The organism is Nocardia asteroides (assembly GCA_019930625.1).
GTDB lineage: Bacteria > Actinomycetota > Actinomycetes > Mycobacteriales > Mycobacteriaceae > Nocardia > Nocardia sputi.
Genome location: CP082844.1, coordinates 4,578,886 through 4,603,603, shown reverse-complemented (window position 1 = coordinate 4,603,603; position 24,718 = coordinate 4,578,886). Strand labels below are relative to the sequence as shown.

Sequence of the window (24,718 nt, the reverse complement as noted above, 5' to 3'; positions counted from 1 at the left end):
TCAAGGGTCCGTGGCGGCCGCGCACAATCAGACGATGCTGGAGAAAACGCGCGGCCGCCCACGAGGCACCACCAAACGCGAACTCGAACTGATCGCCATGCGGCTGTTCACCGAGCAGGGCTTCGACGAGACCACTGTCGAGCAGATCGCCGCCGCCGCGGGCATCAGCGGCCGCACCTTCTTCCGTTACTTTCCCACCAAAGCGGAGGTGCTCTGGTGGCAGTTCGACGACGAGGTCGCCGCACTGCGCGCCGCGTTCGCATCGGTCCCGGACGATGTTCCGATGATGGCCGCCGTGCGCCGGGTCGTGGTGAACGCCAATCAATATCGCGCCGAGGACGTGCCGGAACTGCGCACCCGCATGCAGCTGGTCGCCACCGTCCCCGCGCTGGCCGCCACCGCGGGCGCGCACTACGACGCCTGGGAGCGCGCGGTCAGCGCCTTCGCGGCGGGCCGGCTCGGCCGGCCGGAGGACGAGCTCATCCCCCTCGCCGTCGGCCGCACCACCCTGGCCGCGGCGCGCGCCGCGTTCGACGCCTGGCTGTCGCGCGCGGACGCGGACCTCACCGTGTATTTGGACGAGGCGCTGGCAGCGCTGGAACGCGGGTTCGCTACGGTGCCGTGAGGTCGGCCGCACCCGAACATCAGGCGAACAACCGGCAGGTTTCGTCGGTGACGCGGGTGGGGTATGACTAGGCTCGGAATCGGCTAGCGCCGACCGCACGAAAATCCCGACAAACCGTCGAAAGGGGCAGGAGTTTTCATGTCCGAGGTGTCCATAAGCCTTTCGGCGGATTCCCTGGCCGCGGGACCGATCGACCAGTTGCTGCCGCAGCTCGTCGAGCACCTGCGCCAGAACCGCACCGCGCTGCGTGAAGAGTGGGCCCGCCGCATCGCCGACGCCCAGCTACTGACCGCCATGACCCCGGAAGAGATCTTCTCCGAGGCGACCTCGATCTACGACGGATACGTCGACGTGCTCGAGACCGGTAGCGTCGAAGCGCTGCAGGCCTACGCGCGCGACCTGTCCGAACGCATCATCCCGAGAGGCGTCGAAACCGACGAGGTCATCGGCATCGTGCTGCTGTTGCGCGATGTGCTCGCGCGCAGCCTCTTCGAGAAGTATCAGTCGGACTTCGAACTGCTCAACAAGGTGCTCGATGCCTACGAACCGGCCGCCAACCGCATCGCCAACACCGTGACCGTCTCCTTCGTCCAGGAGCGCGAACGCGTCATCCGCCAGCAGCAGGAAGCCATCCGCGAGCTGTCCACGCCGGTGCTCCAGGTGCGTGAGCAGCTGCTGATCCTGCCGATCATCGGCGTGCTGGACAGCCAGCGCGCCCGCCAGCTCACCGAGCAGCTGCTGCGCGCCATCCGGGCCAACCGCGCGAAGGTCGTCGTCATCGACATCACCGGTGTGCCGGCGATCGACTCCACGGTGGCCAACCACCTCGTGCAGACCGTCGACGCGTCCGGGCTCATGGGCGCGAACGTGATCATCACGGGCTTGTCCTCGGAGATCGCGCTCACCCTGGTCACCATCGGATTGGATCTGTCGAAGATGAACGCGGTCGGCGACCTGCAGGGTGGTATCGAGGAAGCGGAACGGCTGTTGGGCTACGAGGTTTCCCGCGTCACCGAACGGGTTACCGAACGCGACGGCCGCTGATCAGGCGCGGGCATGCCGGTTCCGATTCTGAAACAGGGTACGTATCTCATCGCGTCGGTTCAGTCCGCATTGACCGATGCCGATACCGAGCGCCTGCAGGACGACCTGATGAAACAGGTCAGCAAATATCGGGCACACGGCATCATCGTCGATGTCACCGCCATCGACGTGATGGATTCGTTCGCCGCGAGATCGTTGCGTACCATCGCGCACATGACGCAGCTGCGCGGCGCCGAAACGGTGATCGTCGGTCTGCAACCAGAAGTCGCGTTCGCCATGGTCCAGCTCGGTCTCACTTTCGAGGACATGCACACGGCCCTCGATCTGGAAGAGGGTCTCGCCTGGTTGAACCGAAAGACCCCAGCCCGTCGCCAGCGAGACGGTCGTGACAGTGGCCGCTGAGAACGTGGTGATCGCGGTCAGGGTGTCCGGGGACATCGTGACCGCACGTCAAGCCGGACGCGAACTGGCAGCGAAGCTCGGATTCACCCTCACCGATCGAACGATGATCTCCACGGCGATCTCCGAGATCGCTCGCAACATCACCAGTTACGCGGGCAGTGGCGAGATCCGATTGCTGGTCGACGATCGAGAGGGCCGCCAAGCGCTGGTGGTGCAGGCCGAGGATCAAGGGCCCGGCATCAACGACATCGCCCGCGCGCTGGAGGACGGCTACTCCACCGGCCGCGGTCTCGGGCTCGGCCTTCCCGGCGCCCGGCGGTTGATGGACCGGCTGACCGTCGACTCGGGGCCGGGGCGCGGCACGCTGGTGGAGATGTGGAAGTGGGTACCGAACGGTGCATGAGGACGGGTTCATCGGCCGGATCGAGTGGGCGGTGGCCGGTCGGGCACTACCGGGTCAACAGGTCTCCGGTGACCGCGGCGTCGTCCTCGACACCGGCGGGGGCACAGTCCTGTTCGCGGTCCTGGACGGGCTCGGGCACGGCGCCGCCGCGGCGGACGCGGCCGACCGCGCCGCACGAGTGCTGTCGGAGAATCGGGCCGAACCGCTGGACGTGCTGATGGTGCTGTGCCACCGCGCGATGGCCGACACGCGCGGAGCGGCGATCTCGCTCGCACTGTTCGACGAGGGCGACAGGGTGCGCTGGCTCGGCGTCGGAAATGTCGAATCCCAGGTGCTGACCGCGGGGCCCGCGGGTCTGAAGGTGCACGCGACGGTACTGCTCACCGCGGGCATCGTGGGCTACCGCCTTCCGTCGAACCTCCAGCCGCAGTCGGTCTCCGTCCGCCCCGGCGACCTACTGCTGATGTCCACCGACGGCATTGTCACCGAATCCGCCGCGCGGATCGACCTTTCCAAGTCGACCGCCGACATCACCGCGGACATACTCGCCCGGCATGCCAAAGACACCGACGACGCGCTGGTGCTGGCGGCGCGGCACCGCGGTGCGGGAGGAACGGCCGGATGAGCGCCTTGCTGGCCGACTTCCTGGACGCCTACGCCGACGCGCTACGGCGGCACATGGACTCGCCCGCCCAGGCCGGTCTCGCCGAGGGATACGAACTCGGCAGGCGCGCCCTGGTCGAAGGCATCAGCCTGCTCGATCTCACCGAGAACCACTTCCGGGTGGTTCAGGACGTGGAGGAGCGGCGACAGCACGAGATCGCGCCGCAGACCGGTGAATCCGGCGCCCGCCTGCCGGAAACCGCACTGGAATTCCTGTTGCAGACCCTCGTCCCGCTGGACATCGCCACCCGCGGCTATCTGGATGGCACCCGCCGCTACGAGCAACAACGTTCCCGCGCCGATGATCTGGCCGGACGCGACGCCTTCCGCACCGCGCTGGTGGAATCGCTGCAGGACGGCTTTTTCGTCGCCGACGCGCAGGGCACCATCATCGAGGTCAACACCGCCTTCGGCGCATTGACCGGCTACGGCGCCGCCGGTGTCCCCTATCCGCTGCCGCATCCGTGGTCGGCCCCGGAGGGTCCGCGCTATCCCGATCTCGGTACCGAGGCGCAGCGCTTCGTCATCCCGATCCGGCACCGCGACGGGCGCAACGTGTGGCTCGCGGTGAGCACCAGCGCGCTGATCAGGCCGGAGGGCAACGAGCGGATCTTCGTCGGCACCATCCGCGACGTCACCGCCGAACACGACGCGCAGGCACGCGATCAAGCCGCGTCCCGCCTCGCCACCGCGGTGGGCGCGGCCACCAGTGTGGTCGAGGTGCTCGCCGTCGGGCTCGACGAGTTGCGCCGCACCGTGGGCGCGGAGACCGCGGTGGTGGCGGTGTGGCCGAGCCGCAACGCCGCGCCGGAGGTGTACATCTCCGGAGCGGGCGCCGACGGCGCGTCCCACAACGGCGCCGACTCCCTCGACGACCGGTCACGCGCACTGCTGGACCGGGCCAGACGCAGACCGCCACGCAGCCTGCTGGCCATTCCGGAAGGGGCCGAAAGCTCCGAGGGGATCGTCGCGCCGCTCGGGGAGACCGGCGACGCGGCGATGTGGCTGCGTTTCGCCGCGCCCCGCGCGATCAGCGCCGCGGATTGGACGCTGTTCTCACTGCTGATCGGCCATCTCAGCCTCGCGGTTCAGCGCGCGCGCAACTTCGACCAGGCCCGCGCCACCTCGCTCACCCTGCAGCGCGCGATGCTCGGCCCGATCGACCTGCCGCCGCGTTTCTCGGTGCACTACGAGCCCGCTCTGCCGCCGCTGGAGATCGGTGGCGACTGGTACGACGTGGTGCCGCTGCGCGACGGCACCATCGGCGTGGTCGTGGGCGACTGCGTCGGTCGCGGACTGTCCGCCGCGGTCGTCATGGGTCAGTTGCGGACCGCCGCCCGTGCGCTGCTACTGCGCGGCGCGGGACCGGCGCAGCTGCTCGCCGAACTCGACACCGTCGCCGCGCGCATCCCCGGCGCCATGTGCACCACGGTCTGCGCCGCCGTGCTGGACCCGGTGCGCGGCCTGGTGCGCTACAGCAGCGCCGGTCACATGCCGCCGATTCTCGCCGACGTCGCCAGGACGGGTCGCCTGCTCGAGGGCGGGCGCTCGGTGCCGCTGGCCACCTTCGACCCGCCGCGTCGGCCGGAGGCCACCACGGCGCTCACGCCCGGTTCGACGCTGGTGCTGTTCACCGACGGTTTGGTCGAACAGCGCGGCGTCGACATCGATGACGGGTTCGCCAAGATCGCCGCGGTTCTCGCCGACACCTACGGACGGCTGCCGCGCGAGGTGGCCGACGCGGTGCTCTCGAGCCTGCGCCCGACGGTGGGTTACGACGACGACGTGGCCATGGTCGTCTACCGCCAGCCGCCGGCGCCGCTGCGGCTGGACGTGCCCGCACGAGCGGACGAACTCGCGGTGCTGCGGCGCACGCTGAAAGGATGGCTCGCCGCCGCGGCGGTGCCGCACGACTTGGCCGCCGATCTCGTGGCCGCGGCCAACGAGGCGTGCAGCAACAGCATCGAGCACGCCTACCGCAACGACGACACCGGCCGGGTGCGGCTGTCGGCCACCTGCGATCTCGACACCGTCGTCATCGTGGTCACCGACACCGGCGACTGGAAGCCACAGGCCGCGGATCCCGGGTATCGCGGCCGCGGCATCGACATGATGCGCGCGCTGACCGAGGAGCTCGATATCGACCACTCCGGACCGGGCACGACCGTGCGGATGTCGGTGACGCTGCCCGCGATCACCTTCCCGGTGGCCAATCCGTTGCGAGGAACGAACCGCCGAATTGCCGGCTGACGGAATTCAGGTGGTGTGATCCCACGAGCCGGCCTTTCCTGCGGCACCGGCGGACGTGACGACTTCCCCGGCTAGACGAGCGCCGCGGCGGGCCGTATTCCGTATATTCGGAATTGCATACCGCGATAGGGCATACCGGATTCCGCCCATTCGCTGACGATCATGCCGAACGCGCCGTCGAATCTGCTGTCGGGGTGGGCGTAACAACCGTAGAGACGCGGCACGATATCCGGGCCGCCCGGCGCCCAGAAGGATCCCTTCACCGGACGATAGGTCAGGGCCGTGCGCCAGTTGTCGGTGATCCGCGCGGCCACCTTGACGAAGGCCCCGTAGGCTCCCGCGTCGAAACCGGACATCACCCAATTCCCTTGGATGCGGCGCAATCCGATCTCACCGAGCCTCGTGCCGTCGGCCAGGATGCCGAAGCGCGGATCACCGCCGGGATCCCGGCCCCAGCCCCAATTCTGCCCGTTCCAGCCCCAACCCTGCCAGGCCGCCGGGTCGATGAGCGCGGTATGGCTCTCGACGACTCGCCACAACAGCATGTTCTTGTTTCGGGCGAGCCCCCCGGTGGAGATGACGTAGACATAGCCGTCGCCGCCGCGCTCCCAGGAGATCATGGTGCGTTTGCCGCCGTAGACGCTGGTCGACCACCGGACCGCGGTGTCGGTCCAGCTCTCTCCGTTGTCGTCGGAATAGCGGATCTCGCACCACCGCTCGTTGGCCAGCCCTTGGGTGACCATCACCCACAGATAGATTCGGCCGCCGATCGTTATCGCGTCGCAGGGCAGGATGGTGGAGTACTCCGGATTGTTGTGCACGTAATCCCAGAGCTGCCTGGCATTCCGTGCGGCAGAGTGGAATTCGATAGGTCTGGATATGTCGTGGGTATTGCTGCGCAACAGCATGGGCGAACGCCAATTCGGGCCGCCCACCCTCGGTTCGGTGCCGGAAAAGGTGTCGCCGAGGACATATCCGATCTCACCACTGGGCATTCGGAAGGGGATGAAGAGATCCGAGCCACCGATGTCCGCCATCGGCACGGGATTCAAATTCTTGATCTTGGGCATAGCCGGATCCTGTCGATACTCGGTGCGTCGCTTTACCGAATCAGCTTGTAGGGTTGTCGCGAAGCTTGGACGTCCTACTCGACCAGTATCGGATGTCGATGGCTGCGATGTTGCTCGTTCGGTCGGATGAATTCGCGGACAAATTAGGAAACCGACTGCGCAGATTGTGTTCCCGGCGACTGTATGCGGCAGGAAGAGCGAACTTCTCCGGTTCGGCCACCGGGACACCGGGCGCCGGGCGCGGTGTGCTCGATCGTCGGCAGTACGGAATCAGCGCGACCGACGGAGCATCCGAATCACCGCTCTGTCGATGACCTCCCGCTCCGCATCGGCGGAATCGGCCCGGCTCGCGCGCCGGAGGGCCGCGGCGACGGTCGTGCCGTTCTCGAAGGCTGTCACGACACGTGGGTCGACGTAGGACGCCCGGGCGTCGTCCCGGTACACCAGCAGCCGATCGGAACTCGTTCTGGCACGCAGCAGAGCGCGGACGGCCTTGGCGAGCAGTTGATCACGAACACTCACTTGTCGCCGGATACCGCCCTTGGCCACGTAATCGAAGAACATCCGCTCCCCGGACACACGGACCTGCTCACGCAGCAGAGTGGCGACTCCCCGGGTGCCGTGCTCTTCCGCGTATTCCTCTCCCCGATCCACGAGATCGAACGCGACCGCCTCCACCCGCCGCCGGGCCAAGCCTCGCACGGCGAGATCATCCCGGACCCGCGCTCGGATCTCCGGCAATCGGGCGGCCAGCGCCAAGACCCGGTCGAACTTCTCCTCGTCCCGGTCTTTGCGCCACTGCTCGTGGTAGAGGTATTGGCGCCGCCCCGCAGCGTCGACGCCGACAGCCTGGATATGACCGTTCTCGTGTGGACAGATCCACACCTTTCGCCACGCGGGCGGGATCGCCAGCGCGCGAATACGCTCCAGTGTCGCGTCGTCATGCACGGGTTCGCCCTGCGCAGTGCGGTAACCGAACCCGCGCCCGCGCCGGAGGCGTTCTACTCCCCCGTCATACGGTCGGCTGCGGCGCAATCGCATCCAGTCACCACGATCATCGGGGCCGGGTTTCGCGGCGGGAAACCGTGCCGAGCGGTATGGCCGTGCGGTCGAAGCCGATATCGGTTCGCGTGCGATCGCCGGATGACGCGGACAATTCGCTGCGCGCCGCCTCGTGTGCTGTGCTCACATCACATAGCTGCCCTGTCCCGCACGACTGAAACAGCTCGGCTGCCGAGGTCGCCGTCGCGCCGCACTCGTCACCTCCTACGGATCGCGCGGACCGGCCGGAAACGGAGGTGACCACTCGATGCCGAAAGCGCCAGGACCCAGCAGTAAGACCTGGCGCGGCACGAGATTCGCGAGTGAGTCCAACCGCAGCGCTACTTGGCCGGCGGGACGAAGGGCTGGTTCACAGTGGTGAAGTACTGCACGAGGGCGGCGACGGCGACAGGCGCGGTAACGAAGAGTTGACCGGCGAGCGTGCCCAGGGCGCCCACGGCCAGGATGCCGCCCAGGCAACCGACGGCGGCGGCCGGGATGAACGGACCGAACATACCGACGATCGTCGCGGCGGCGACGGTGGCGCCGGCGATGCCGCCGAGCACACAGCCGACGAGGCCGCCGCCGAGACCCCCTACGGTGGTGCCGATCGCCGCACCCGTCGCGATCGTGTCCTTCAACCGGGTGAAAGCCGCGACTTCACGTTCGTACGGCGTTCTCCATTGCGCCGTATCTTCGAACGGAAGGGCGACCGGGCGGTACTGTGCGTGCTCGAGATCGAATTGCGGTGTGAGTGTGGCGGTGCGGCCGGTGATCTCGGCCGCGATCGGGAAAACGAAATCGTCGACGCGGAACTGCAAAGGCGTGCCCGCGAGTACGGTGCCGTTTTCGGCTTCGACCGCGAATACCCCGTTCTCGACTCGCATCGAGCCCGAGTCGATGTGGACGACCACGTTCTCTTCGGAGGTGGTGGCGGTGTAGTTGACGACGGCACCACCGGCATCGTGAGGTGCGGCGACGGCATTTCCGGCCGTGACCCCGGCCATCGCGACAGCGAGCGTCGATATCGTGGCGATCTTACGCAAAACCATGTTTTCGGAAACCCTGACCTTGTCGTGAATGGTGTGATTCGTCGGCTGCGAACGCCCTGTCGTCAATCCTGTTTCACCGTGCCGAGGACGGTGCCGTTGTTCGCATCGATCGTCACCTCGTGCTCGATGCCGTCGGACGTCCGCAGTTCGACCTCCCACACCGTGGTCCTCCCCTCGCCATCGAGTTCGGCGGAGACGACGGTGCTGCCGGGCACGGCTTCGATCGCCTTGTCGATGGCTTGCTGCCTGCCGATCGTGGGAGCCGCGGTGAGCGCCCAGTCATCCGGCAGATAGGCGGCGACAGCGTGCCGATCGGGCCCTTGCGGGCTCGTGGCGGCGTACAGCGCCACGGGGCCACCGATGAGGACAGCGACGACAGCGGCGCCTGCGAGCAGGCCGCGCCGACCGGGAAGCGCCCGGCGAAGTGTGGCTTTCATTGTTCAACCTCCTGCGGGAGTCGTGGTCTCGAAGATGACCGTCACAGTCGCAGGGGGCGGCTTAAGACAGCCTGAAGCCACCTGAAATTCGTTTCAGGAACGGGCCGGAGCACCGTGCGGTCCAGGTTCCGTCCACATCGGGCGTGAGAGCGGCGTTCCCGATCACGCGTAGTTGCGGGTTGGGTCGCTGGCCGTCGCGGCGTAGCGCGTCTTCGGTATCGACGACGAGCCCGACGCGAGGCTTGGCGTGCATGCGATTCAGATGCGGTCGCCCGGCGAAACTGGTGAGCCGGAAGACGTCGTCGGTCCAGAGAAACCAGATCGGGTCACATGCGGAAATCCGTCCGCGTCGATGGTCGCCAAGTGAGCGACGGTGTCGCCGGAGAGCAGCTCGACGATTTCCGGTCGGCGCAAGGCCCTCATCGGGGTACTCCGTTTCGAGCGTCGCGGAAGTGACCACGGCGTACACCGGCATGTGCGCGGACCCGATTCTCGCTGTCGCCCAATATGGTTCGCGTTTTCTCTGCCATACGCGGTCCGGTGGGGTTAAGGTCGGTCACGGGTCGGGGTTTCCGGGGGTTCTCGCATTCGTCTCCGTCGGGTGATCCCGATGCCGCCCGCGTCGGTTGTGCCCGCTGCGCAGCTGCCGCAGAGGCGCGAGGGTGGGTGCGCTCGATCCCCTCCGACTGCACCCGCCTTCCCTTATCGGGGCTTCGCGCGAATAGTCCGGATAGTTGACACACCTCGCCCGACTCGAAAGCGGGACAGACGAACCGCCGCACTGCCGCGGATTTCATTCGGCGACGAATTCCGCCTCGCGCTCCACCGCCTCGATGGTCTGTAGCGGAACCCGGACCGGGCCGGGTGTGTAAGTGATCGCGCACAGCACCCCGGTGTAGCGGAAAATGCCTCGGCGTTCGCGCAGATCCCACGCCACGGGGCCGCGGGCGTCGACGCCGACCGAGATGCCGGTCCACGGCGACATGCCGACCAACTGGACCTGATCGAGCCAGCCGGCCCAGTGTCGGCGTCTCGATCTCGGAGCCGAACGGGCCGATGTCGCTGTACCCCATGTCGTCCACCAGGACCACGACGATGTTGGGAGCACCCTGCGGCGCGGTGGGCGGATAGCTCCACTCCGGGGTGGAGACCGCGGTGGTGCGGCCGACGGCGCCGCCGAAATCTTCGTAGCCGCGAGCATGGGGCGGAACAGGCATTCCCGCAGTCAAAGCCAACCGATCCCCGGCCCGCCACTCTTTCGCGCACCCTGCGCTCAACAGGTGACCAGCTCTTCTGCCGGTGATAGCTCGGCCCTCGACAGCCGATCTTCGACCGCGCCGTTCCGCCGGTGCGAGCCAGATGTCCAGGACTCGCCGAGGCTTTATTTCCGGTTTTCGTGCAACGCGTCCACCAGGTCGGCGACGTCCGCGGCGTCCGGCGTGTAGCCCGGGAAATAGCAGCACACCTCGTCGATATCGCCGAAACGGGCTCGGATCTGCGCCGCGCACTCGCGCGGGGTGCCGACCACCCCGATCGTGCGCACCATCTCGCCGGTCACCAGCGACCGCATCTCCGCGAAGCCGCCTGTCTTGGACAACGCGTGGAGCCGGGTGTGCAGCTGCGTCCATCCCTCGACCTCGAGGACCGGCCGATAGGCGGGCGTGGAACCGTAGAACGCGATCAGCGAGCCCACCCCGTCCACCGCGGTGGACAGTGCCTCCTCGGTCCGTCCGAGCGCCACCATGACCTGACCGATCACCGGGAATTCCTCGGCGGTCCGGCTGGACAGGCGTAGTCCCTCGGCAATGGCGGGCAGCGTGCGCTCGGTGAAGTGCCGCCTGCTGTTGAAAGGCATGACCAGCAGTCCGTCGGCGACCTCCGCGGCCTTGCGGGTCATCACCGGCCCGAGCGCGCCCATCAGCACCGGTGGCGGACCGAACGGATTCGGCCCCGGATCGAACGTGGGCGGCATCAGGGTGTGCGTGTAGTACTCACCCCGAAAGTTCAATGGCCCCAATCCTTCCCACGCGGTGAAGATCGACTTCACCGCCGCCACACTCTCCGCCGTGCGCTGCGCCGGCGCACCCCAGCTGCTGCCGTAGCGCTTCTCGATGTGGGCGCGGATCTGCGAGCCCAGCCCGAGCCGGAACCTTCCCTCGCTGTAGATCTGCAGGTCGTAGGCCGCATGCGCCAGGTGCATCGGGCTGCGTGGCCCGGCGATCGCCACGTTCGTCATCAGTTCCACCGACGTCGCGCCTGCCGCGAGGACGAGCGGGAAGAACACGTCGTGTGGTCCCTCGAACGTGAACAGGCCGTCGGCCCCGGTCGCGGCCAGCTCGCGCGCATCGGTCGCGACCTGCCGGGGCGCTCCGGTGACCTGTAGATGAACCTTCATCGGCGACCTCCGGCCATCGGTGCGCCACGACTTCCGCGACACGACGAACCCCATCGTATGGACAGCACTCCGTGCATGTGTCCAGTGCGACGAGAAATCGTCCCGCCCAAGGCCTGTTCACCGTCTACGACAGCGATCTCACATGGCGGTGGATGTCATATGCCGAGGAGGCGGTTCTCGCGCACGGTGACGATGACGACGATGTCGCCGTAGGGGGCCGCGCCCATCGCCACTTTGTGGGCCAGGCGCGCCAAGCCGACTCGCTTTCCGTACTTGGTCTGCATGCCGGTCCGCACTTGCTCGAACAGAGGTCCCGTCCGCAGCAATTCGGCCATGCCTTGGTGCTGCCGAGAGCCCAGGGCAGGTTCGCCGCGCCAGTCGGCCGCTTGCACGATGACCCGACGGTCACCGGCCAGATGCCGAGCCTCGCTGGAATGCGACGAGATACGGAAAGCCAGACGCCCGTGGTCGATCGGCAACACCAGGTGCGGCACGGTATTCCAGCGCCCCGTAGCGCCCGGCCGAGGGTATGTCACCAGAACTGTGCTCGCGTCCCACCACAGCATTCCCGGGTGCCATTCGCTCGGACGGTCCGGAACCGCGAGCACGCGCTGCGCCGAGTGCGGGTTGCCCACCCGCGGGCCGGAGCCGTGGACTCCGCTGCCGAGCAAGGTGTTGCCGTGTGCTGGATATGTCATTGCGTAGACCTCCGAGACAGGGGCGAGTTCAGGGGATTCCGATTCGTTCTCCGTACTGCGATCGGCGCTGCGGCGCCCGTGGGCGGTATCCGGACCGACTACCGGATACCGGATCTGAGATTGGTAGAAAATCTACTTATGTGCTCACAGATTTTGTGTACCACCGGGGTTATGTCGACGCAAGGGCCTCTTGATACCCGGCCGCGATACCTAGCGGATCCTCATGCGCATCGACTCGCCGGAAAGGCGCCACGACCGTCCACCCGGGATCGGTGCGCACGGACCGCGTTCACGGCAGCCAACAGCATCCCGACGCCGATCAGGATCGCACCCCGCAGCCACACCTCCCCGTCGATCCGAGTGAACAGGAACAAGCAGGAACCCAGGCCCAGCCAGGGCACGACGGTGGGCACTCGGAAGTGCTCCGCTTGCTCGCCCTCACGCCGCAAGATCAGCACCGACACGTTGACTGCCGCGAAGACGACCAGCAGTAACAACACCAACGTCTCGGCGAGCGAGGCGACCTCCCCGGTCGACGCCAGCAGCAGCGACACAGCCGCGGTCACCCCGATCGCCACCCACGGCGTCCGGCGTCCCGGCAGGATTCGGCCCAGCGCGCTCGGAAGCAGCCCCTCGCGGGCCATGCCGTAGGCCAACCGCGAGGACATGATGCCGGTCAGCAGGGCCCCGTTCGCCACAGCGACCAAGGCGACCACCGCGAACAGCTTCTCCGGGACACCCCCGGCCAGTCGCACCACCTCGAGGAGTGGACCGCTCGAGTTCGCCAGCTGATCGGTGGGTACGACCGCACCGGCCACCAGCCCGATCAACAAGTACACGCCACCGGCGGTGAGCAGCGCCCCGAAGAGCGCTCGTGGATAGGATCTGCGCGGGTCGGCCACCTCCTCCGCCAGGTTCACGGAGGTCTCGAACCCGACGAACGAATAGAAGGCCAGGACCGCACCCGCGAGGGTCGCACCGACAGCGCCCTGCTGCGCCGTCCCCAACTCGGCGAGCCGGCCCGGGTCGGCGTCGCCCCGGATGACCACCCACGCTCCGAGCCCGATGACCACGACGAGCCCGCCGAGTTCGATCAGCGTCGCGGCGACGTTCGCGCCGAGGGACTCTTTGATCCCATAGACGTTGAGCAATGCGGGTCGCCAACTCGGCATACGAGCCTGCCGTGAGAAAGGCGAGACCGAGCGCGACCAGCAGCGGCAGCCAGACCGCGCCAACCGATTCCCGCGCTATGGCCCCGACCAGCACATAGACGCCCGCGCCCAGGATGTCACCGAGGATGAAGAAGAACAGCAAGGGCGTGCTCACAGCCCGTCGCAACGAATCCACCACAGGGCGGCGGATACCCGCGCTATCGGCGCTGAACCGGGCGGCGAACGCACCCTCATGGGCGGGGTCGTGTCACCGGCTTGCGGGCGGCACCTGGACGCGCGTCGTCGGGTTTCGGGTTCACCGTGGGGCCGGGTGACAGCCCCACGGTGAACAACTCAGATGCCGAACGGTGCGGCGTAGCGGATGGTCCCGCTGGGCAACGGGTACCGGGTATCGAGGGTGAGGGCCATCATCGCCTCGTCCGGGACTTCGATGGTCAGGCCGATCCCGTGCGCGGAGGCACGGGTGAAGCCGAACCGGGGGTAGTAATCCGCGTGCCCGAGGACCGTGACGAAGTGTTCACCCTGCTCCGCCGCGGCATGTAGGGCGGCACGTATCGCCGCCGTACCGGCTCCGGTGTTCTGGTGCTCCGGCCACACGGCCACCGGGCCGAGGCACAAGGCGGGAGTGTCACCGATGTGGCAGCGGGTCAGCAGCGCGTGCCCGACGGGTGCGCCGTCGTGATCGGTGGCGACGATGGACAGGCCCTCGATCCACGCCGGGTCGGTGCGCAATGCCTCGACCAGGTCGGCCTCGAGTGCGGTGTCGAAGGCCGCCAGATCGATCCGACGGATGACAGGGATATCGGCGCTGGTCTCGGCACGCGTCATCCAGGTTTGACGAATCGTCATCGTAGGAAGAATTCCTTCGTGTTCGTGTAGGGCGCCGCGGCGACTCGCGCGGCGGCGAACGGAATACGAGTCAGGCCGCTGGCCGGAGCGTGGGAAATACCCGGACGCTCTGCCCGGCAACGGCTTCGCGCGCCGCCATCAACCCACCTCCGATACTGCTACCGATCGACACGAACAAGCGGAACCTACCACATTCCGGACACACCACCGCAGTCATATTTTATGGAGAGCCGAGAAGGCGCGAGGCTGCGAGTCTACCGAGAACTGTTCCGTGACAACGCTTTCCGGCGGTTCCTATGGGCGGGACCGGATTCGTCCATGCTCGCCGCGGAGCCCGAGGGATGATGGCCGGCATGAAGCTACGCGTCGTCACCGAACCGCACGCCCGAGTGGACCAGCGGCCGGGTCGAGCTGGGCCTGGGCGGCGGCTGGTTCGCCGAGGAGCACGCGGCCTACGGCATCCCGTTCCCGCAGGACAGGTTCGCCCGGTTCGAAGTGCAACTGGCCATCATCACGGGCCTGTGGTCGACCGAACTCGGTCGAACTCATTGCCGCCCAGGTGCTCCCACAGCTCTGATGGTTCGGATCGATCGTCCGCACACCGATCGCCGCCGCAATCCGTCCCGCGGTGTACCCACGGCACCTGCGGCTACTCGTGCCGAGCCGCGTCCCGGCCGATGCGCACGGACGCGTAATATCCTGCGCGTCGTGCCGGTGATGGCCAATGGGAGGTCGGTGAGCAGTGGATACCGCGCCGTCGGCCACACCCGGGAGTAGTACGGCGACCTCGGGTCCGTCGACTCTCCGGACGTCTCGGACCAGCAGTCCCGCCGGCCTGCAGTGCGCGGGTGCGGTCGACTTCACCACCCGCGATGACTGGCGCTCCGCTCTGGCGGAGCTGGCCACCGGGGACCACGACGTCCACTTGGACCTGTCCGAGCTGACGTTCATCGATGCCTACGGAACCTCGATTCTGGTAGAAACCGCCACTCGGTCACCGCAGACACGACGAATCGTGGTGCATCGACCCCCGGCGATGATGCTTCGTGTCCTCGGAGTGTTCTGGCCCTCCCTACACACGATCGAGGTAGTGCACACATGAGCATTCCTGGCGCTGCGTCGGCCGCCTGCGATCCGACCGACCCATTCGTGCACCCTGCGCTGTTCTACCGCGACACGGAGGAATACCTCGCGGGCACCATCGGCTTCATCCGCGAAGGGCTCGCGAACGACGAACCGGTCGCGGTGGCGGTTCCCGGCCCCAACCTGGCCCTTCTGCGCGCAGAACTGGGTTCCGACGCCGACGCGGTCCGCCTGATGGACATGACCGTCGAAGGCCGCAACCCGGGCCGCATCATTCCCGGAGTGCTTCGCGCCTTCGCGGACGAACACCCGTCCGGACGCGTGCGGATCATCGGCGAACCCATCTGGGCCGGACGCTCGTCGCTGGAGTATCCGGCGTGCGTTCAGCACGAAGCTCTGATCAACGCGGCGTTCACCGGGCGGGAAGTGAGCATCCTGTGTCCCTATGACACCGAGCGCCTGTCACCCGAGGTCTTGGCCGACGCGCACGCCACTCATCCCGTCCTCATCGACGGCACCGGCCGGCGAACGAGCGCCGAGTACGACCCCGGCCACATCGTCGACTCCTATAACCGGCCGCTCCCGCCCCCACCGGCCACCGCCGCCGGCGTGGCCTTCGACGCGACCTCACTCGCCCAGGTCCGGCACCAGGCCACCGACTACGCCCGCCGCGCGGGCATGCCCGAGAACCGCTTGATCGATCTCGAGCTGGTCGTCGCGGAGACCACCACCAATTCCGTCGTCCACGGCGGCGGGCACGGAACGCTGACGATGTGGACCGACGAGAACCAGCTCCGCTGCCAGATCAGCGACAAAGGCCACATCACCGATCCGCTGGCGGGCCGCCTGCCCGCGGCTTCCTTCCGGCCGGGCGGTCGCGGCCTGTTGCTGGTCAACCATCTCACCGACCTCGTACGCATTCACACCACCCAGCACGGCACCACCATCCAGGTCTACTTCGGTTTCGACACAGCTGCGCCGTAGCGCCGTGACGGTGGGTACTCAGCGCAGGGTGAGCGGTGTCTCGGACTCGACGCGGGTCAGCTTTTCCGGGTTGCGGACGCAGTAGAGCCCGGTGATGCGATCGGCCTCGACATGGAAGGCCATGATGCCGTCGAGCACGCCGTCCAGGCGTAATGCCAATGCCGGGTTGCCGTCGACGAGGATGGGTTCGCAGCTGAGTACGGCCTCGATCCTGACCTTGCCGGTACCGCCGGTGATGTAGCGGGCCACCTTCTCGGCGCCGATGACAGGCTGCAGCGCGGCTCGCTTGATGCCGCCACCGTCGCTCATGAGGACGACCCGCGGGGCGAGCACGTCGAGCAGGCCTTGCGGATCCCCGGTCTCGAGCGCCCGCTGGAACGCCTCCAGGGCCGCGCGGGTCTGGCTCGGCGAGACCACCGAACGCGGGCGGCGCGCGTCGACGTGGCGGCGGGCGCGGTGCGCGATCTGACGGACGGTCGGCGGGGTCTTATCGATCGCGGCCGCGATCTCGTCGTAGCCGAGGTCGAACCGGCCTCGAGACACCGCCCGAGCGAGCATCGTGACAAGAGAGTGACGCAGATCACTGATCGATCGACCCGAACGCCGTTCGGCGATGGCAGCTCGGCGGCTCAGAACGCGTAGCGCACCCTCAGCCAGGGCGTCCGCTGGGCGATGAGGTCGGTCAGAGTCCGGACTCCCGCGGCTTTGACGTTGTTGCGGTAACGCACGTTCCACATGCCCGTTCGAGAGCGCTTGGCCTGCTGGATCGGCGGTTGCCACAAGAGGTTCTCGGCCTTCGGGTGCCAGCCGAGGTTGACCTCGTGCAGTTGCTCGTTGTGGGTGAGCATGATGATCTCCGCGGCGGCCTGGGCCTTGAAGGCGGAGCCCGTGCCGTCGGCGAGCTGCTCCAGCAGCTCAGCCCAGTCCTCTTCCCAGCCGGGGCGGACGACGACGGGCGAGAAGTTGACGTGCACCTCGTAGCCGGCTGCTACGAAGTCGTCGATCGCGGCGATGCGCTGCCGGATCGGCGTGGTGCGCAGGTCGAGCAGGTGGGCGTCGGCCTCCGGCATGAGCGAGAACCTGATCCGGGTCCGGCCGCGGGGGTCGAGGTCGAGCAGGTCGCGGTTGACGTACTTGGTGGCGAACGAGGCCTTCGCGGTGGGCCACGCGCCGAACGCGGTGATCAGATCAGTGACATTGTCGCTGACGAGGGCGTCGACCGAGCAGTCGCTGTTCTCGCCCAGGTCGTAGACCCACGCGTGGGGGTCGCACTGGTTCGGCACGGTCTTGGGCCCCTGCCTTCGCACATGACGCTCGAGGTAGCCGACGATCTTGTCGATGTTCGTGAACACCGTGATCGGGTTGGCGTAGCCCTTGCGGCGGGGGACGTAGCAGTAGGCGCACGCCATCGCGCAGCCGTTGGACGTCGAGGGTGCGATCCAGTCGGCCGAGCGACCGTTCTCCCGGGCCGTCAGCGACTTCTTGACCCCGAGCACGAGGTCCTCGGTCTTGACCCGGACCCAGCGGTCGACGTTGCCCGCGTTGCCGTGCAGCTGGTCGATATTCCAGTGCGAGGCGACGGTGATGATCTCGGCGTCGGGGAAACGCGCACGCACCTGCTGCCCGCGCGGGCTCGCCAGCGCGTCCGGTTCGGCCCACAGGCGACGGACGTCCAGCAGGCGCGGACCCGAGGTGGGCCGGGAGGGGTCCGGAGCTGTGGTGGATCGAGTCATAGCACCTGCCTACTCCACCCCACCGACATTCCGGTGGGGCGGAAGAGCCGCGGAGGAACCCTCGCTCATCGCAACCGAACCGTGCCGAAAGGGGCGAGAATCCCGCGACCGTCGACCGCGGCTTCGCGCCCCCACGCATCGCCACCCCCGACATGTGACCCACCGCTGCGGGAGTGGCTTCGAGAGACTTGGTAGACCCCGGTTGCCAGCCGGGGTTGCCCACGCTGTCACTGCCCTGTGCGCTGTCATCGACCCTACGTGTCGCATCAAAAATGTCCGATACCAACACTTTCCGCGTGAATGTGGTGTCGAATTGCCGTTGATCGTTGGTGTTGTAGTCGACCGGTGTAACCAGTCAGGAGTGCGCGCGTGCCACGTCAGATCGATTCGGTTGTTTTCCCCCATCTGGATGCGGACCTCGACCGCGTCCGTGACGTCCTCGGCCCCGTGCAGTTGCGGGGCAGGCCCGAGCTGGCCGCGCTCACCGACGACGGGGCCGACACATACCGCCGCCTGGTCCGCCCTACCTTGACATTGTTGTCGTACTACCTGCTCACCGACCCCGAGGTCCCGGCCGACGACCGGGTGGTGCGGGCCGCTGCCGCCGTCGAGTTGCTGCATCTGGGATCGCTCTACCACGACGACGTCGTTGATCACGCGTACGAGCGCCGAGGCCGTCCCAGTGCCAACGCGGTCTGGGGTTCGCATATGGCCGTATTGGGCGGAGACTCCGTGATACTCACGAGCGTGCGCATGCTGGCCGAACTCGGCTCGCGCGAAGTTCTCGCGGGTGCGATCGCGGGTGAGCAGATGTGCGCGGGGATGGTGATCGAGGCCGCCGACCTCTACGTAGCGTCCCGCGACGAGCAGTCCTATTTCGACGCGATCGACGGCAAGACCGCGGCGGTGCTGTCGCTGGCCTGCCGGGTGGGCGCGATGCAGGCCGGCCGCTCCGAGGACGAGGAGGAGGCGTTGGCTTCGTTCGGTCGACACTTCGGGCTGGCCTACCAGCTGTATGACGACATCCTCGACCTGACCTCGACCTCCGAAGAAGCGGGCAAGCCTGTCAACACGGATCTGCCCGAGGGCATCTACACCCTTCCCGTGATCCGCGCCGTTGCCCGCGACGACGACCTTGCCCGCCTGCTGCGCAGAGCAATGACGCGTGAACAAGCCGCACATGCGCGCGAGCTCGTCATCGCCTCCGGCGCCGTGGACGAAGCACGAGCGAAAGCCGATGAGTTCCTCGACCAGGCCGCCGGTCAGCTCGCCGCCCTGCCCGTGGACACGCGCACCCGCCACGCGATGACCGCCTACGCCGGGTCCGTACTCGACCGGAGAACGCCTGGCCCCGCGGTTCCCCAGCAGTCGACACAGACACCCGAGGCGCACAGCGATGTCCTCCCGCCGCAGGTCGCGGAATCATTGCGGAGCTGGATGGTGGACACCGGCTTCGTCGCCTCCCCGGGCGAGGCCGACTACCACCGGTGGATAGGAGCGATCCGGATCCCGCGACACTGGGCCCCAGCGATATCTCCGGCCGTCGAACAGACCGCCTACCGCATGGCGGTGCTGCTCCTTGCATGGGACGACCTGTTCGAGGATCCGCAACTGACCGACCCCGCGGCCATCACCGCGCTGAAGCGTGGCATGGTGGCGACACTGCGCCAGGACCCGGAGAAACCGTGGCGGCCCGGTGCGATCCCGACGGCGTGGGCGAGTTTGTGGCCGCGCCTGCGCGAAGGCCGCAGCACCCGCTGGCAGGAGCAGTTCCTCGACGGCCTCGAGGACTGGTGCGAAGCCTGCGAACGCGAAGCGCACCATCGCATCAACGGCTACATCCCGCCCACGGCCGACTACCTGCCGCTGCGGATGTCGACCAGCGGGATCGACACCGCCCTCGCCTGCATGGAGGTGCACCAGGGCCGGGAACTGCCGTCGCAGCTGCGCAACCACCCCGTGATCCGCCGTCTCGAGGAACTCGCCTTCTGGGTGACCTTCGTGGAGAACGACCTCGCGGGGTTGGATCAGGACGAGGCCGACCAAGTCCCCTACAACCTGGTCAGGGCGGTCCGTCACGAGACCGGCTGCACCCGCGGCGAAGCCGTGGAGCAGGTGCAGCGCCAGGTGGCGGATCAGCGCGCCCAGCTCGAGGCGCTGCTCCGCTACGTCCCCGCCCTCTTGCGCGTGCTTCCCGGTCTGTCGGGCAAGGGGAAGGACTACGCGGAGATTTACACGAACATGACCCGCGTCGGGCTCTGGGCGCGTGAGAGCGATCGGTACGAGCAGAATTCCGGTCCCGCGGTTTCCGCGGCGCCGGACTTGGAACGCTTGCGCCGCGAGGTCTACTACTACCCGGCCGCCGAACCGGCTCCTGCCGTGCCGTAAGTCCCGCAGCGGGCGAAGCAGGATGTGGCCCGCGTGATTCACCGAGGTGGACGCGCGGGACACTCCCTCAGTTCTTCACCGGCTGCCGGGCTTTCGTCGGTCCAGGGAAGCGGATCCACGTCGTAGGTCGAAGCGACGAGCGGGTGCGCAGATGGAATGCAACCAGTCCGACGAGGGTGCACGCGGTGAACCAGGCCAGTTGCACGGCGAAACCCCCCAACGGCGTGGTGTCGGAGAAACCGGCCGCGGTCGAAGCCTGCATCGCCCCGTAGGAGGGCAGCCAGCGCACGAATTCGCTGTCCGCCCCGGCGCTGGCGATGGGGTTCTGCACGGCCAGGTCGACACAGCTGATCATCGCGATGGCGAACATCCCCTCCACCTCGCGGCGCAGCAGCGCGCCGAGGGCTACACCGAGGGCCCCGTAGGTCAACGCCGCGCAGAAGAGCGCCGCAGCGAGTACGACGGGCTGCCGGGGCGCCCAGTAGCAGCAGATGACAGCGGTGGCGTATGCGCAGACCACCATCGAGGCCACCACCAGGCAGGCGATCTTCGCCAGAGCCAGCGCGACCCGGGGAAATCCGGCCATCGACAGACGCCGGTCGAATGCTCCGCTGCTGAAAGTCGCCGCGAACATCATGAACCCGATGATCAGCGAGACCGCGGTGAGGGCGCCGCTGATCTGGGCGAGCTCATTGCCATCGGCGCGCAGGACGAGACCGGTGTCCCGAAGCCGGAACGGTACCTCGACATCCGTGACCGCCACGCGCACCAGAGTGATCAATATCGGGACGAAGACAGCCACCAACAGCATGGCGAACCGATTGCGCGCATGCTCGACGAGGCCGTACCGCGTGGCGATCACGAACAGCCGCACACCGTCGGTCATCCCGCCTCCTGCCGTACTCCTTGTAGGACGCCGTCGTGCAGCCGCCACACCTGGTCCAGCTTGTCGGTGTCGTGGGCCAGATGCGAGACGACCAGAACGGAGCGACCGGTGTCGCGGAACTGCGCGACCAGATCCCAGAAACGCAGATACGTCTCCCAGTCGAAACCCTGGTACGGCTCGTCGAGCAGCAGAACCTGCGGATCGTGCATCACCGCCAGCGTCAGGTTGAGCTTCTGCCGTGTGCCGCCGCTCAGCGTCGCGACCCGCTCACCGGCATACTCGGAGAAACGCAGGATCTCCATGGTCTTCTCGGCCCGCCGCAGGTCCGGGATCGCATAGGCCGCGGCGAAGAATTCCAGGTGCTGCCGAACCGTGAACGCGTCGTTGAGGACCACCTGTTGCGGGCAGTAGCCGAACCTCCCACGGTGCCGAACCACTCCCCGGTCCGGTCGCAGCCCTCCGGAGAGGACCTTCAACAAGGTGGATTTGCCCACCCCGTTCTCACCGACAATTCCCACCAGCGCTCCCGCGGGCAACACGAAGTCGATGCCACGCAGCACCAACCGCCTGCCATATGAGTGGTGAACGTCCGCCACTTCCATGATCGCCCCTGCCTGCTGCCGATGTATTGGCCCGGCGGCCGTTCGCATGCTATCAATCGACGACGAAAACCCGTGCCACTATTGCCATTTCGCGGCAATCACCCTCCGATAGAGGCAGGGCCAGGGCGCGATGACGGACTCGGCCCCCGAGTCGACCGAGGCCATTTCGTCGGGCTACCGGGAGACGTCGGCGCGGCCGCGGGCGGCGCGCTGCCTGTCGTCGATTATTTCGGTGCGGCGCACAGCCATTGCCTCGGCGGGACAGCCGCCGGTGGTGAGAGCGCGGTAGACGGCGTGTGCGTCTTCGAGTGCGTCGCGCGCGCCGACGCCGGCCGCGGGGGTGATCGCGTGGTCGGCGTCACCGATGAGCAGGAGCGGCAACGTCGGCTGGGCGGCGGCGGCGGCGAGGGGCACGTTGCGCGCGTTGCTGACGTGGACGGAGTCGGTCTTGTCGAGCAGGGGGCCGACCAGGTCGTTGATGGATGGCGTGGCCCGCAGGACCGTGTCGGTCCACTCGCTGGTGGGGCGCACGCCCGCGTCGTCCGGGCCGTCCAGAGGAGCGCGGGCTATCCGGATGAACCAGTGGGCGGCGTGTCCGGGCCGCCAGATGTGGCCGAACGTGCTGGCGGCTGCCCCGGTGGCGTCCAGCTCGGCGAAGAAGTGCAGTATCCGGGGTTCGGTGTCCGGTTCTACCGACGTGGAGGTCATCCCGTAGAGCACGATGTCTCCGGCGTAGACGGGGGCGCGGTCGGGTTCGAGGCGCGCTCGGACGACGGAGTCGATGCCGTCGGCGGCGATCACGATGTCATCGGTGGTGCTCGATGAGCCGTCGGCGTGCTGTATCCGGCATCGCCCGGACTGGTCGACGGCCACGTCGGCGATGCCGCAGTCGTACCGGAGATCAGCGCCTGAGGTGGCGAGGAAGTCGTTGAGCACCTCCATCAGCGAGCTGCGGAGCCAGAACCGATGACCGCGGCTCATCGCGGCGTGGCGGCCGTTGCTGCCGACGTATTCGAGGGCGCCGACCGGATAGGAGGCTTCGTTCACCGCGTCGTCGTCGATGCCGAGGTCGCGTAGTACCGAGTGGCCCCGTTCGTCGATGAACAGGAACGCGCCGCCGGTGGCGTCGCGCGGTTGCCGCTCGTACAGCGTGACCCGATCGCCTCTGCGGGCGAGGGCGCCGCCGAGGACGGTCCCGGCAATCCCTCCGCCGATGATGGTCACCATTCGAATCTCCTACTCGGGCAGGGAATTGAGCATCCGGGAGAAAGTCACGCTGAACGAATATGCTGACGCACGCACATCGTGCCATCGCAACCACTCGCCGGTGGCGAAATCCGCGATCACGAAGACGCCACTCTCCCAAGCGGTATCAGGATGCACGCAACCGGTGCCCGTGGTCTGTCCGGGTCCGGTCGACACGGAGATCGAAGGTCGCCCTTGACCGTTGACTTCCGGTTCGGGAGGGTGGTCGGCGAGCGGTGCAGAGTGCGTGGCCTCGGGGCAACGATCTGGTCCGCGGTTGATGTCATGGAGGTGCTGACGGTGACCGGTCGGGTGCCCGAAGGTCGGATGGCACGCAGCGGCAGGCTGGGCCGGCTGGCTGCGGGACAGGCGGTGCGGACTGTCGGCACGCGGTTGTCGATGATCGGAAGGACCGAGGAAGCCCGCCAGGTTCTCGCGGAGCGTGCGACGTTGCAGACCGCGCAGCAGATCGTCACCGTGCTCGGGGGTATGAAGGGCGCGGCGATGAAGCTGGGCCAGATGTTGTCGGTTCTCGATGTCGACCTCTTCCCCGAATCGCACCGCGAACTGTTCCGGACGAAACTCGGCGAACTCCGCGACCGCGCGCCGACGGTGCCTTTCGCAGTGATGCGGCGAGTCATCGAGGACGATCTGGGGCCGTTGGGCCGTGTCTTCGCGGACTTCGACGAGACACCGATCGCCGCGGCCTCGATCGGCCAGGTATATCGGGCGCGGTTGCGTGACGGACGGGCAGTCGCGGTCAAAGCGCAATACCCCGGCGTGGACAAGGCCATCGACGCGGACATGCGCAACCTGGAACTGCTCACGAAGTTGTGGAGATCCGCCCTGCCGAGCGCGGGCGACAGCGCGGTACTGGACGAGATCTCCCGCACCATCGGCCAGGAGCTCGACTACCCCCGCGAAGCCCGCATCCAGCACCGGGTGGCGATGCGCTACCGCGACCATCCGTTCATCACCGTCCCCGACAGCGTCGAAGAGCACTGCACGCGGCATGTTCTGGTGACCGAGCTCATCGAAGGCAAATCGTTCCAGCACGTCCAGGCCCTGCCCGCCGCCGAACGTGATCGTATCGGCGAGCTGATCTACCGCTTCTACATCAGTTCGCTGTTCCGCGACAGCGAGTTCTGCGGCGACCCGCACCCGGGCAACATCCTGCTCGCCGACGACGGTCGGCTGGCATTCGTCGATTTCGGGCTCTACAAGCGCATGGACCCCGTTCACGTCGACTTCGAACGCGCGGGTCTGCGGGCTGCCTGCGAACACCGCGCCCAGGACCTGTACGAGGCGTGGGCCGGGCGCGGCATCATCGACTCGAATGCGGACCTCACCGCGCAGGAATGCCTGGAGTACGTGTGGGCCGCCGCGGGATGGCATCTGCTCGACGAGCACATCACGATCACTCCGGAAGTCGCCACTGCCGCGGTGGCTTTCGCTGTCGACCCGCGCGCCGCCGAGTTCCGCGGCATGCACCACCAACTGCTCCCGCCCGAGCACGTCTTCTCCCGCCGCGCAGACCTGTTCACCTTCGCCACTCTCGGTCAGCTCCACACCACCAACAATTGGCATCAGCTCGCACGCGAGTGGCTCTACCACGAGCCCCCCGCGACCGAGATCGGGCAGGCGATCGAACGATCCCGGGGAGGACGACGACCCGACGCGTGACGCGGGTCCAGAC

General features: G+C 67.5%; 23 protein-coding genes and 2 pseudogenes. 10 read left to right on the top strand and 15 right to left on the bottom strand.

Going from position 1 to position 24,718, the window contains the following annotated elements; genetic code table 11:
- Window positions 1-34: 34 nt before the first annotated feature.
- From mftR to K8O92_21265, 6 genes are all read left to right on the top strand, one after another.
- Entirely contained in the window at window positions 35-625 is a 591-nt protein-coding gene (gene mftR / locus K8O92_21290; GenBank protein UAK30447.1) for a mycofactocin system transcriptional regulator, read from the top strand.
- 138 nt (window positions 626-763) lie between these two features.
- Window positions 764-1,669, top strand: a complete 906-nt coding sequence (locus K8O92_21285) for an STAS domain-containing protein (GenBank protein UAK30446.1) — start codon at window positions 764-766, stop codon at window positions 1,667-1,669.
- A gap of 12 nt (window positions 1,670-1,681) precedes the next feature.
- On the top strand, window positions 1,682-2,071 hold the full coding sequence (locus K8O92_21280; protein ID UAK30445.1) for an STAS domain-containing protein: 390 nt from the start codon (window positions 1,682-1,684) through the stop codon (window positions 2,069-2,071).
- Window positions 2,061-2,474 (top strand): ATP-binding protein, encoded by a 414-nt coding sequence (locus K8O92_21275; protein ID UAK35855.1) that lies wholly within the window; start codon window positions 2,061-2,063, stop codon window positions 2,472-2,474. Before K8O92_21280 ends, K8O92_21275 begins: the two co-directional genes overlap by 11 nt.
- The gene (locus K8O92_21270; protein ID UAK30444.1) at window positions 2,467-3,099 is read left to right on the top strand and encodes a SpoIIE family protein phosphatase; all 633 of its coding nucleotides are present in this window, start codon (window positions 2,467-2,469) and stop codon (window positions 3,097-3,099) included. Before K8O92_21275 ends, K8O92_21270 begins: the two co-directional genes overlap by 8 nt.
- Entirely contained in the window at window positions 3,096-5,387 is a 2,292-nt protein-coding gene (locus K8O92_21265; GenBank protein ID UAK30443.1) for a SpoIIE family protein phosphatase, read from the top strand. The genes K8O92_21270 and K8O92_21265 overlap by 4 nt, the downstream gene beginning before the upstream one ends.
- Before the next feature lie 71 nt (window positions 5,388-5,458).
- Here K8O92_21265 and K8O92_21260 read toward each other — a convergent pair whose 3' ends face one another.
- The 10 genes and pseudogenes from K8O92_21260 to K8O92_21215 form a co-directional block, all read right to left on the bottom strand.
- Complete coding sequence (locus tag K8O92_21260) at window positions 5,459-6,457, bottom strand: DUF4185 domain-containing protein (GenBank protein UAK30442.1); 999 nt, start codon at window positions 6,455-6,457, stop codon at window positions 5,459-5,461.
- Window positions 6,458-6,727: 270 nt separating this feature from the next.
- A complete protein-coding gene (locus tag K8O92_21255) occupies window positions 6,728-7,498 on the bottom strand; it encodes a DNA topoisomerase IB (GenBank protein UAK30441.1) in 771 nt (256 codons plus the stop codon).
- 341 nt (window positions 7,499-7,839) lie between these two features.
- Window positions 7,840-8,550, bottom strand: coding sequence for a hypothetical protein (locus K8O92_21250; GenBank protein UAK30440.1), 711 nt, complete (start codon window positions 8,548-8,550; stop codon window positions 7,840-7,842).
- A gap of 62 nt (window positions 8,551-8,612) precedes the next feature.
- Window positions 8,613-8,987: a PepSY domain-containing protein gene (locus K8O92_21245; protein UAK30439.1), complete on the bottom strand. Its 375-nt coding sequence runs from the start codon at window positions 8,985-8,987 to the stop codon at window positions 8,613-8,615.
- Between the two features lie 61 nt (window positions 8,988-9,048).
- Complete coding sequence (locus K8O92_21240) at window positions 9,049-9,462, bottom strand: hypothetical protein (GenBank protein UAK30438.1); 414 nt, start codon at window positions 9,460-9,462, stop codon at window positions 9,049-9,051.
- A 318-nt stretch (window positions 9,463-9,780) separates the two neighbouring features.
- A pseudogene (locus K8O92_21235) lies at window positions 9,781-9,993 on the bottom strand (hypothetical protein).
- A gap of 375 nt (window positions 9,994-10,368) precedes the next feature.
- Window positions 10,369-11,382 carry a TIGR03617 family F420-dependent LLM class oxidoreductase gene (locus K8O92_21230; GenBank protein ID UAK30437.1) on the bottom strand — a complete coding sequence of 338 codons (1,014 nt, stop codon included), beginning with the start codon at window positions 11,380-11,382 and terminating at the stop codon, window positions 10,369-10,371.
- 155 nt (window positions 11,383-11,537) lie between these two features.
- On the bottom strand, window positions 11,538-12,080 hold the full coding sequence (locus K8O92_21225) for a hypothetical protein (GenBank protein ID UAK30436.1): 543 nt from the start codon (window positions 12,078-12,080) through the stop codon (window positions 11,538-11,540).
- 221 nt (window positions 12,081-12,301) lie between these two features.
- Window positions 12,302-13,430, bottom strand: a pseudogene (locus K8O92_21220) (APC family permease).
- A gap of 155 nt (window positions 13,431-13,585) precedes the next feature.
- Window positions 13,586-14,101, bottom strand: coding sequence for an N-acetyltransferase (locus tag K8O92_21215; protein ID UAK30435.1), 516 nt, complete (start codon window positions 14,099-14,101; stop codon window positions 13,586-13,588).
- 742 nt (window positions 14,102-14,843) lie between these two features.
- On the opposite strand from K8O92_21215, the gene K8O92_21210 reads away from it, so the two are divergent.
- Together K8O92_21210 and K8O92_21205 are read left to right on the top strand one after the other, a co-directional pair.
- Window positions 14,844-15,203 carry an STAS domain-containing protein gene (locus K8O92_21210; protein ID UAK30434.1) on the top strand — a complete coding sequence of 120 codons (360 nt, stop codon included), beginning with the start codon at window positions 14,844-14,846 and terminating at the stop codon, window positions 15,201-15,203.
- Window positions 15,200-16,168, top strand: coding sequence for a sensor histidine kinase (locus K8O92_21205; GenBank protein UAK30433.1), 969 nt, complete (start codon window positions 15,200-15,202; stop codon window positions 16,166-16,168). The genes K8O92_21210 and K8O92_21205 overlap by 4 nt, the downstream gene beginning before the upstream one ends.
- An 18-nt stretch (window positions 16,169-16,186) precedes the next feature.
- On the opposite strand, the gene K8O92_21200 is transcribed toward K8O92_21205, so the two are convergent.
- Both K8O92_21200 and K8O92_21195 read right to left on the bottom strand, forming a co-directional pair.
- Entirely contained in the window at window positions 16,187-16,711 is a 525-nt protein-coding gene (locus tag K8O92_21200) for a hypothetical protein (GenBank protein UAK30432.1), read from the bottom strand.
- 86 nt (window positions 16,712-16,797) lie between these two features.
- Window positions 16,798-17,901, bottom strand: coding sequence for a spore photoproduct lyase family protein (locus tag K8O92_21195; GenBank protein ID UAK30431.1), 1,104 nt, complete (start codon window positions 17,899-17,901; stop codon window positions 16,798-16,800).
- Between the two features lie 369 nt (window positions 17,902-18,270).
- Between K8O92_21195 and K8O92_21190 the strand changes: the two genes are divergently transcribed.
- On the top strand, window positions 18,271-20,289 hold the full coding sequence (locus K8O92_21190; GenBank protein ID UAK30430.1) for a polyprenyl synthetase family protein: 2,019 nt from the start codon (window positions 18,271-18,273) through the stop codon (window positions 20,287-20,289).
- Window positions 20,290-20,356: 67 nt separating this feature from the next.
- Here the strand turns inward: K8O92_21190 and K8O92_21185 are convergent, their stop codons facing one another.
- From K8O92_21185 to K8O92_21175, 3 genes are all read right to left on the bottom strand, one after another.
- On the bottom strand, window positions 20,357-21,175 hold the full coding sequence (locus K8O92_21185) for a hypothetical protein (GenBank protein UAK30429.1): 819 nt from the start codon (window positions 21,173-21,175) through the stop codon (window positions 20,357-20,359).
- A complete protein-coding gene (locus tag K8O92_21180; protein ID UAK30428.1) occupies window positions 21,172-21,777 on the bottom strand; it encodes an ABC transporter ATP-binding protein in 606 nt (201 codons plus the stop codon). The genes K8O92_21185 and K8O92_21180 overlap by 4 nt, the downstream gene beginning before the upstream one ends.
- A 174-nt stretch (window positions 21,778-21,951) precedes the next feature.
- A complete protein-coding gene (locus K8O92_21175) occupies window positions 21,952-23,004 on the bottom strand; it encodes an FAD-dependent monooxygenase (GenBank protein ID UAK30427.1) in 1,053 nt (350 codons plus the stop codon).
- 318 nt (window positions 23,005-23,322) lie between these two features.
- Between K8O92_21175 and K8O92_21170 the strand changes: the two genes are divergently transcribed.
- Window positions 23,323-24,705 carry an AarF/ABC1/UbiB kinase family protein gene (locus K8O92_21170; GenBank protein UAK35854.1) on the top strand — a complete coding sequence of 461 codons (1,383 nt, stop codon included), beginning with the start codon at window positions 23,323-23,325 and terminating at the stop codon, window positions 24,703-24,705.
- The last annotated feature ends 13 nt before the right edge of the window (window positions 24,706-24,718 follow it).

Coding starts and splice junctions, on each gene's coding strand:
- mftR (UAK30447.1), top strand. CDS start 35: ATGCTGGAGAAAACGCGCGGCCGCCCACGAGGCACCACCAAACGCGAA.
- K8O92_21285 (UAK30446.1), top strand. CDS start 764: ATGTCCGAGGTGTCCATAAGCCTTTCGGCGGATTCCCTGGCCGCGGGA.
- K8O92_21280 (UAK30445.1), top strand. CDS start 1,682: ATGCCGGTTCCGATTCTGAAACAGGGTACGTATCTCATCGCGTCGGTT.
- K8O92_21265 (UAK30443.1), top strand. CDS start 3,096: ATGAGCGCCTTGCTGGCCGACTTCCTGGACGCCTACGCCGACGCGCTA.
- K8O92_21260 (UAK30442.1), bottom strand. CDS start 6,457: ATGCCCAAGATCAAGAATTTGAATCCCGTGCCGATGGCGGACATCGGT.
- K8O92_21255 (UAK30441.1), bottom strand. CDS start 7,498: ATGCGATTGCGCCGCAGCCGACCGTATGACGGGGGAGTAGAACGCCTC.
- K8O92_21250 (UAK30440.1), bottom strand. CDS start 8,550: ATGGTTTTGCGTAAGATCGCCACGATATCGACGCTCGCTGTCGCGATG.
- K8O92_21245 (UAK30439.1), bottom strand. CDS start 8,987: ATGAAAGCCACACTTCGCCGGGCGCTTCCCGGTCGGCGCGGCCTGCTC.
- K8O92_21240 (UAK30438.1), bottom strand. CDS start 9,462: ATGCCGGTGTACGCCGTGGTCACTTCCGCGACGCTCGAAACGGAGTAC.
- K8O92_21230 (UAK30437.1), bottom strand. CDS start 11,382: ATGAAGGTTCATCTACAGGTCACCGGAGCGCCCCGGCAGGTCGCGACC.
- K8O92_21225 (UAK30436.1), bottom strand. CDS start 12,080: ATGACATATCCAGCACACGGCAACACCTTGCTCGGCAGCGGAGTCCAC.
- K8O92_21215 (UAK30435.1), bottom strand. CDS start 14,101: ATGACGATTCGTCAAACCTGGATGACGCGTGCCGAGACCAGCGCCGAT.
- K8O92_21205 (UAK30433.1), top strand. CDS start 15,200: ATGAGCATTCCTGGCGCTGCGTCGGCCGCCTGCGATCCGACCGACCCA.
- K8O92_21195 (UAK30431.1), bottom strand. CDS start 17,901: ATGACTCGATCCACCACAGCTCCGGACCCCTCCCGGCCCACCTCGGGT.
- K8O92_21185 (UAK30429.1), bottom strand. CDS start 21,175: ATGACCGACGGTGTGCGGCTGTTCGTGATCGCCACGCGGTACGGCCTC.
- K8O92_21180 (UAK30428.1), bottom strand. CDS start 21,777: ATGGAAGTGGCGGACGTTCACCACTCATATGGCAGGCGGTTGGTGCTG.
- K8O92_21175 (UAK30427.1), bottom strand. CDS start 23,004: ATGGTGACCATCATCGGCGGAGGGATTGCCGGGACCGTCCTCGGCGGC.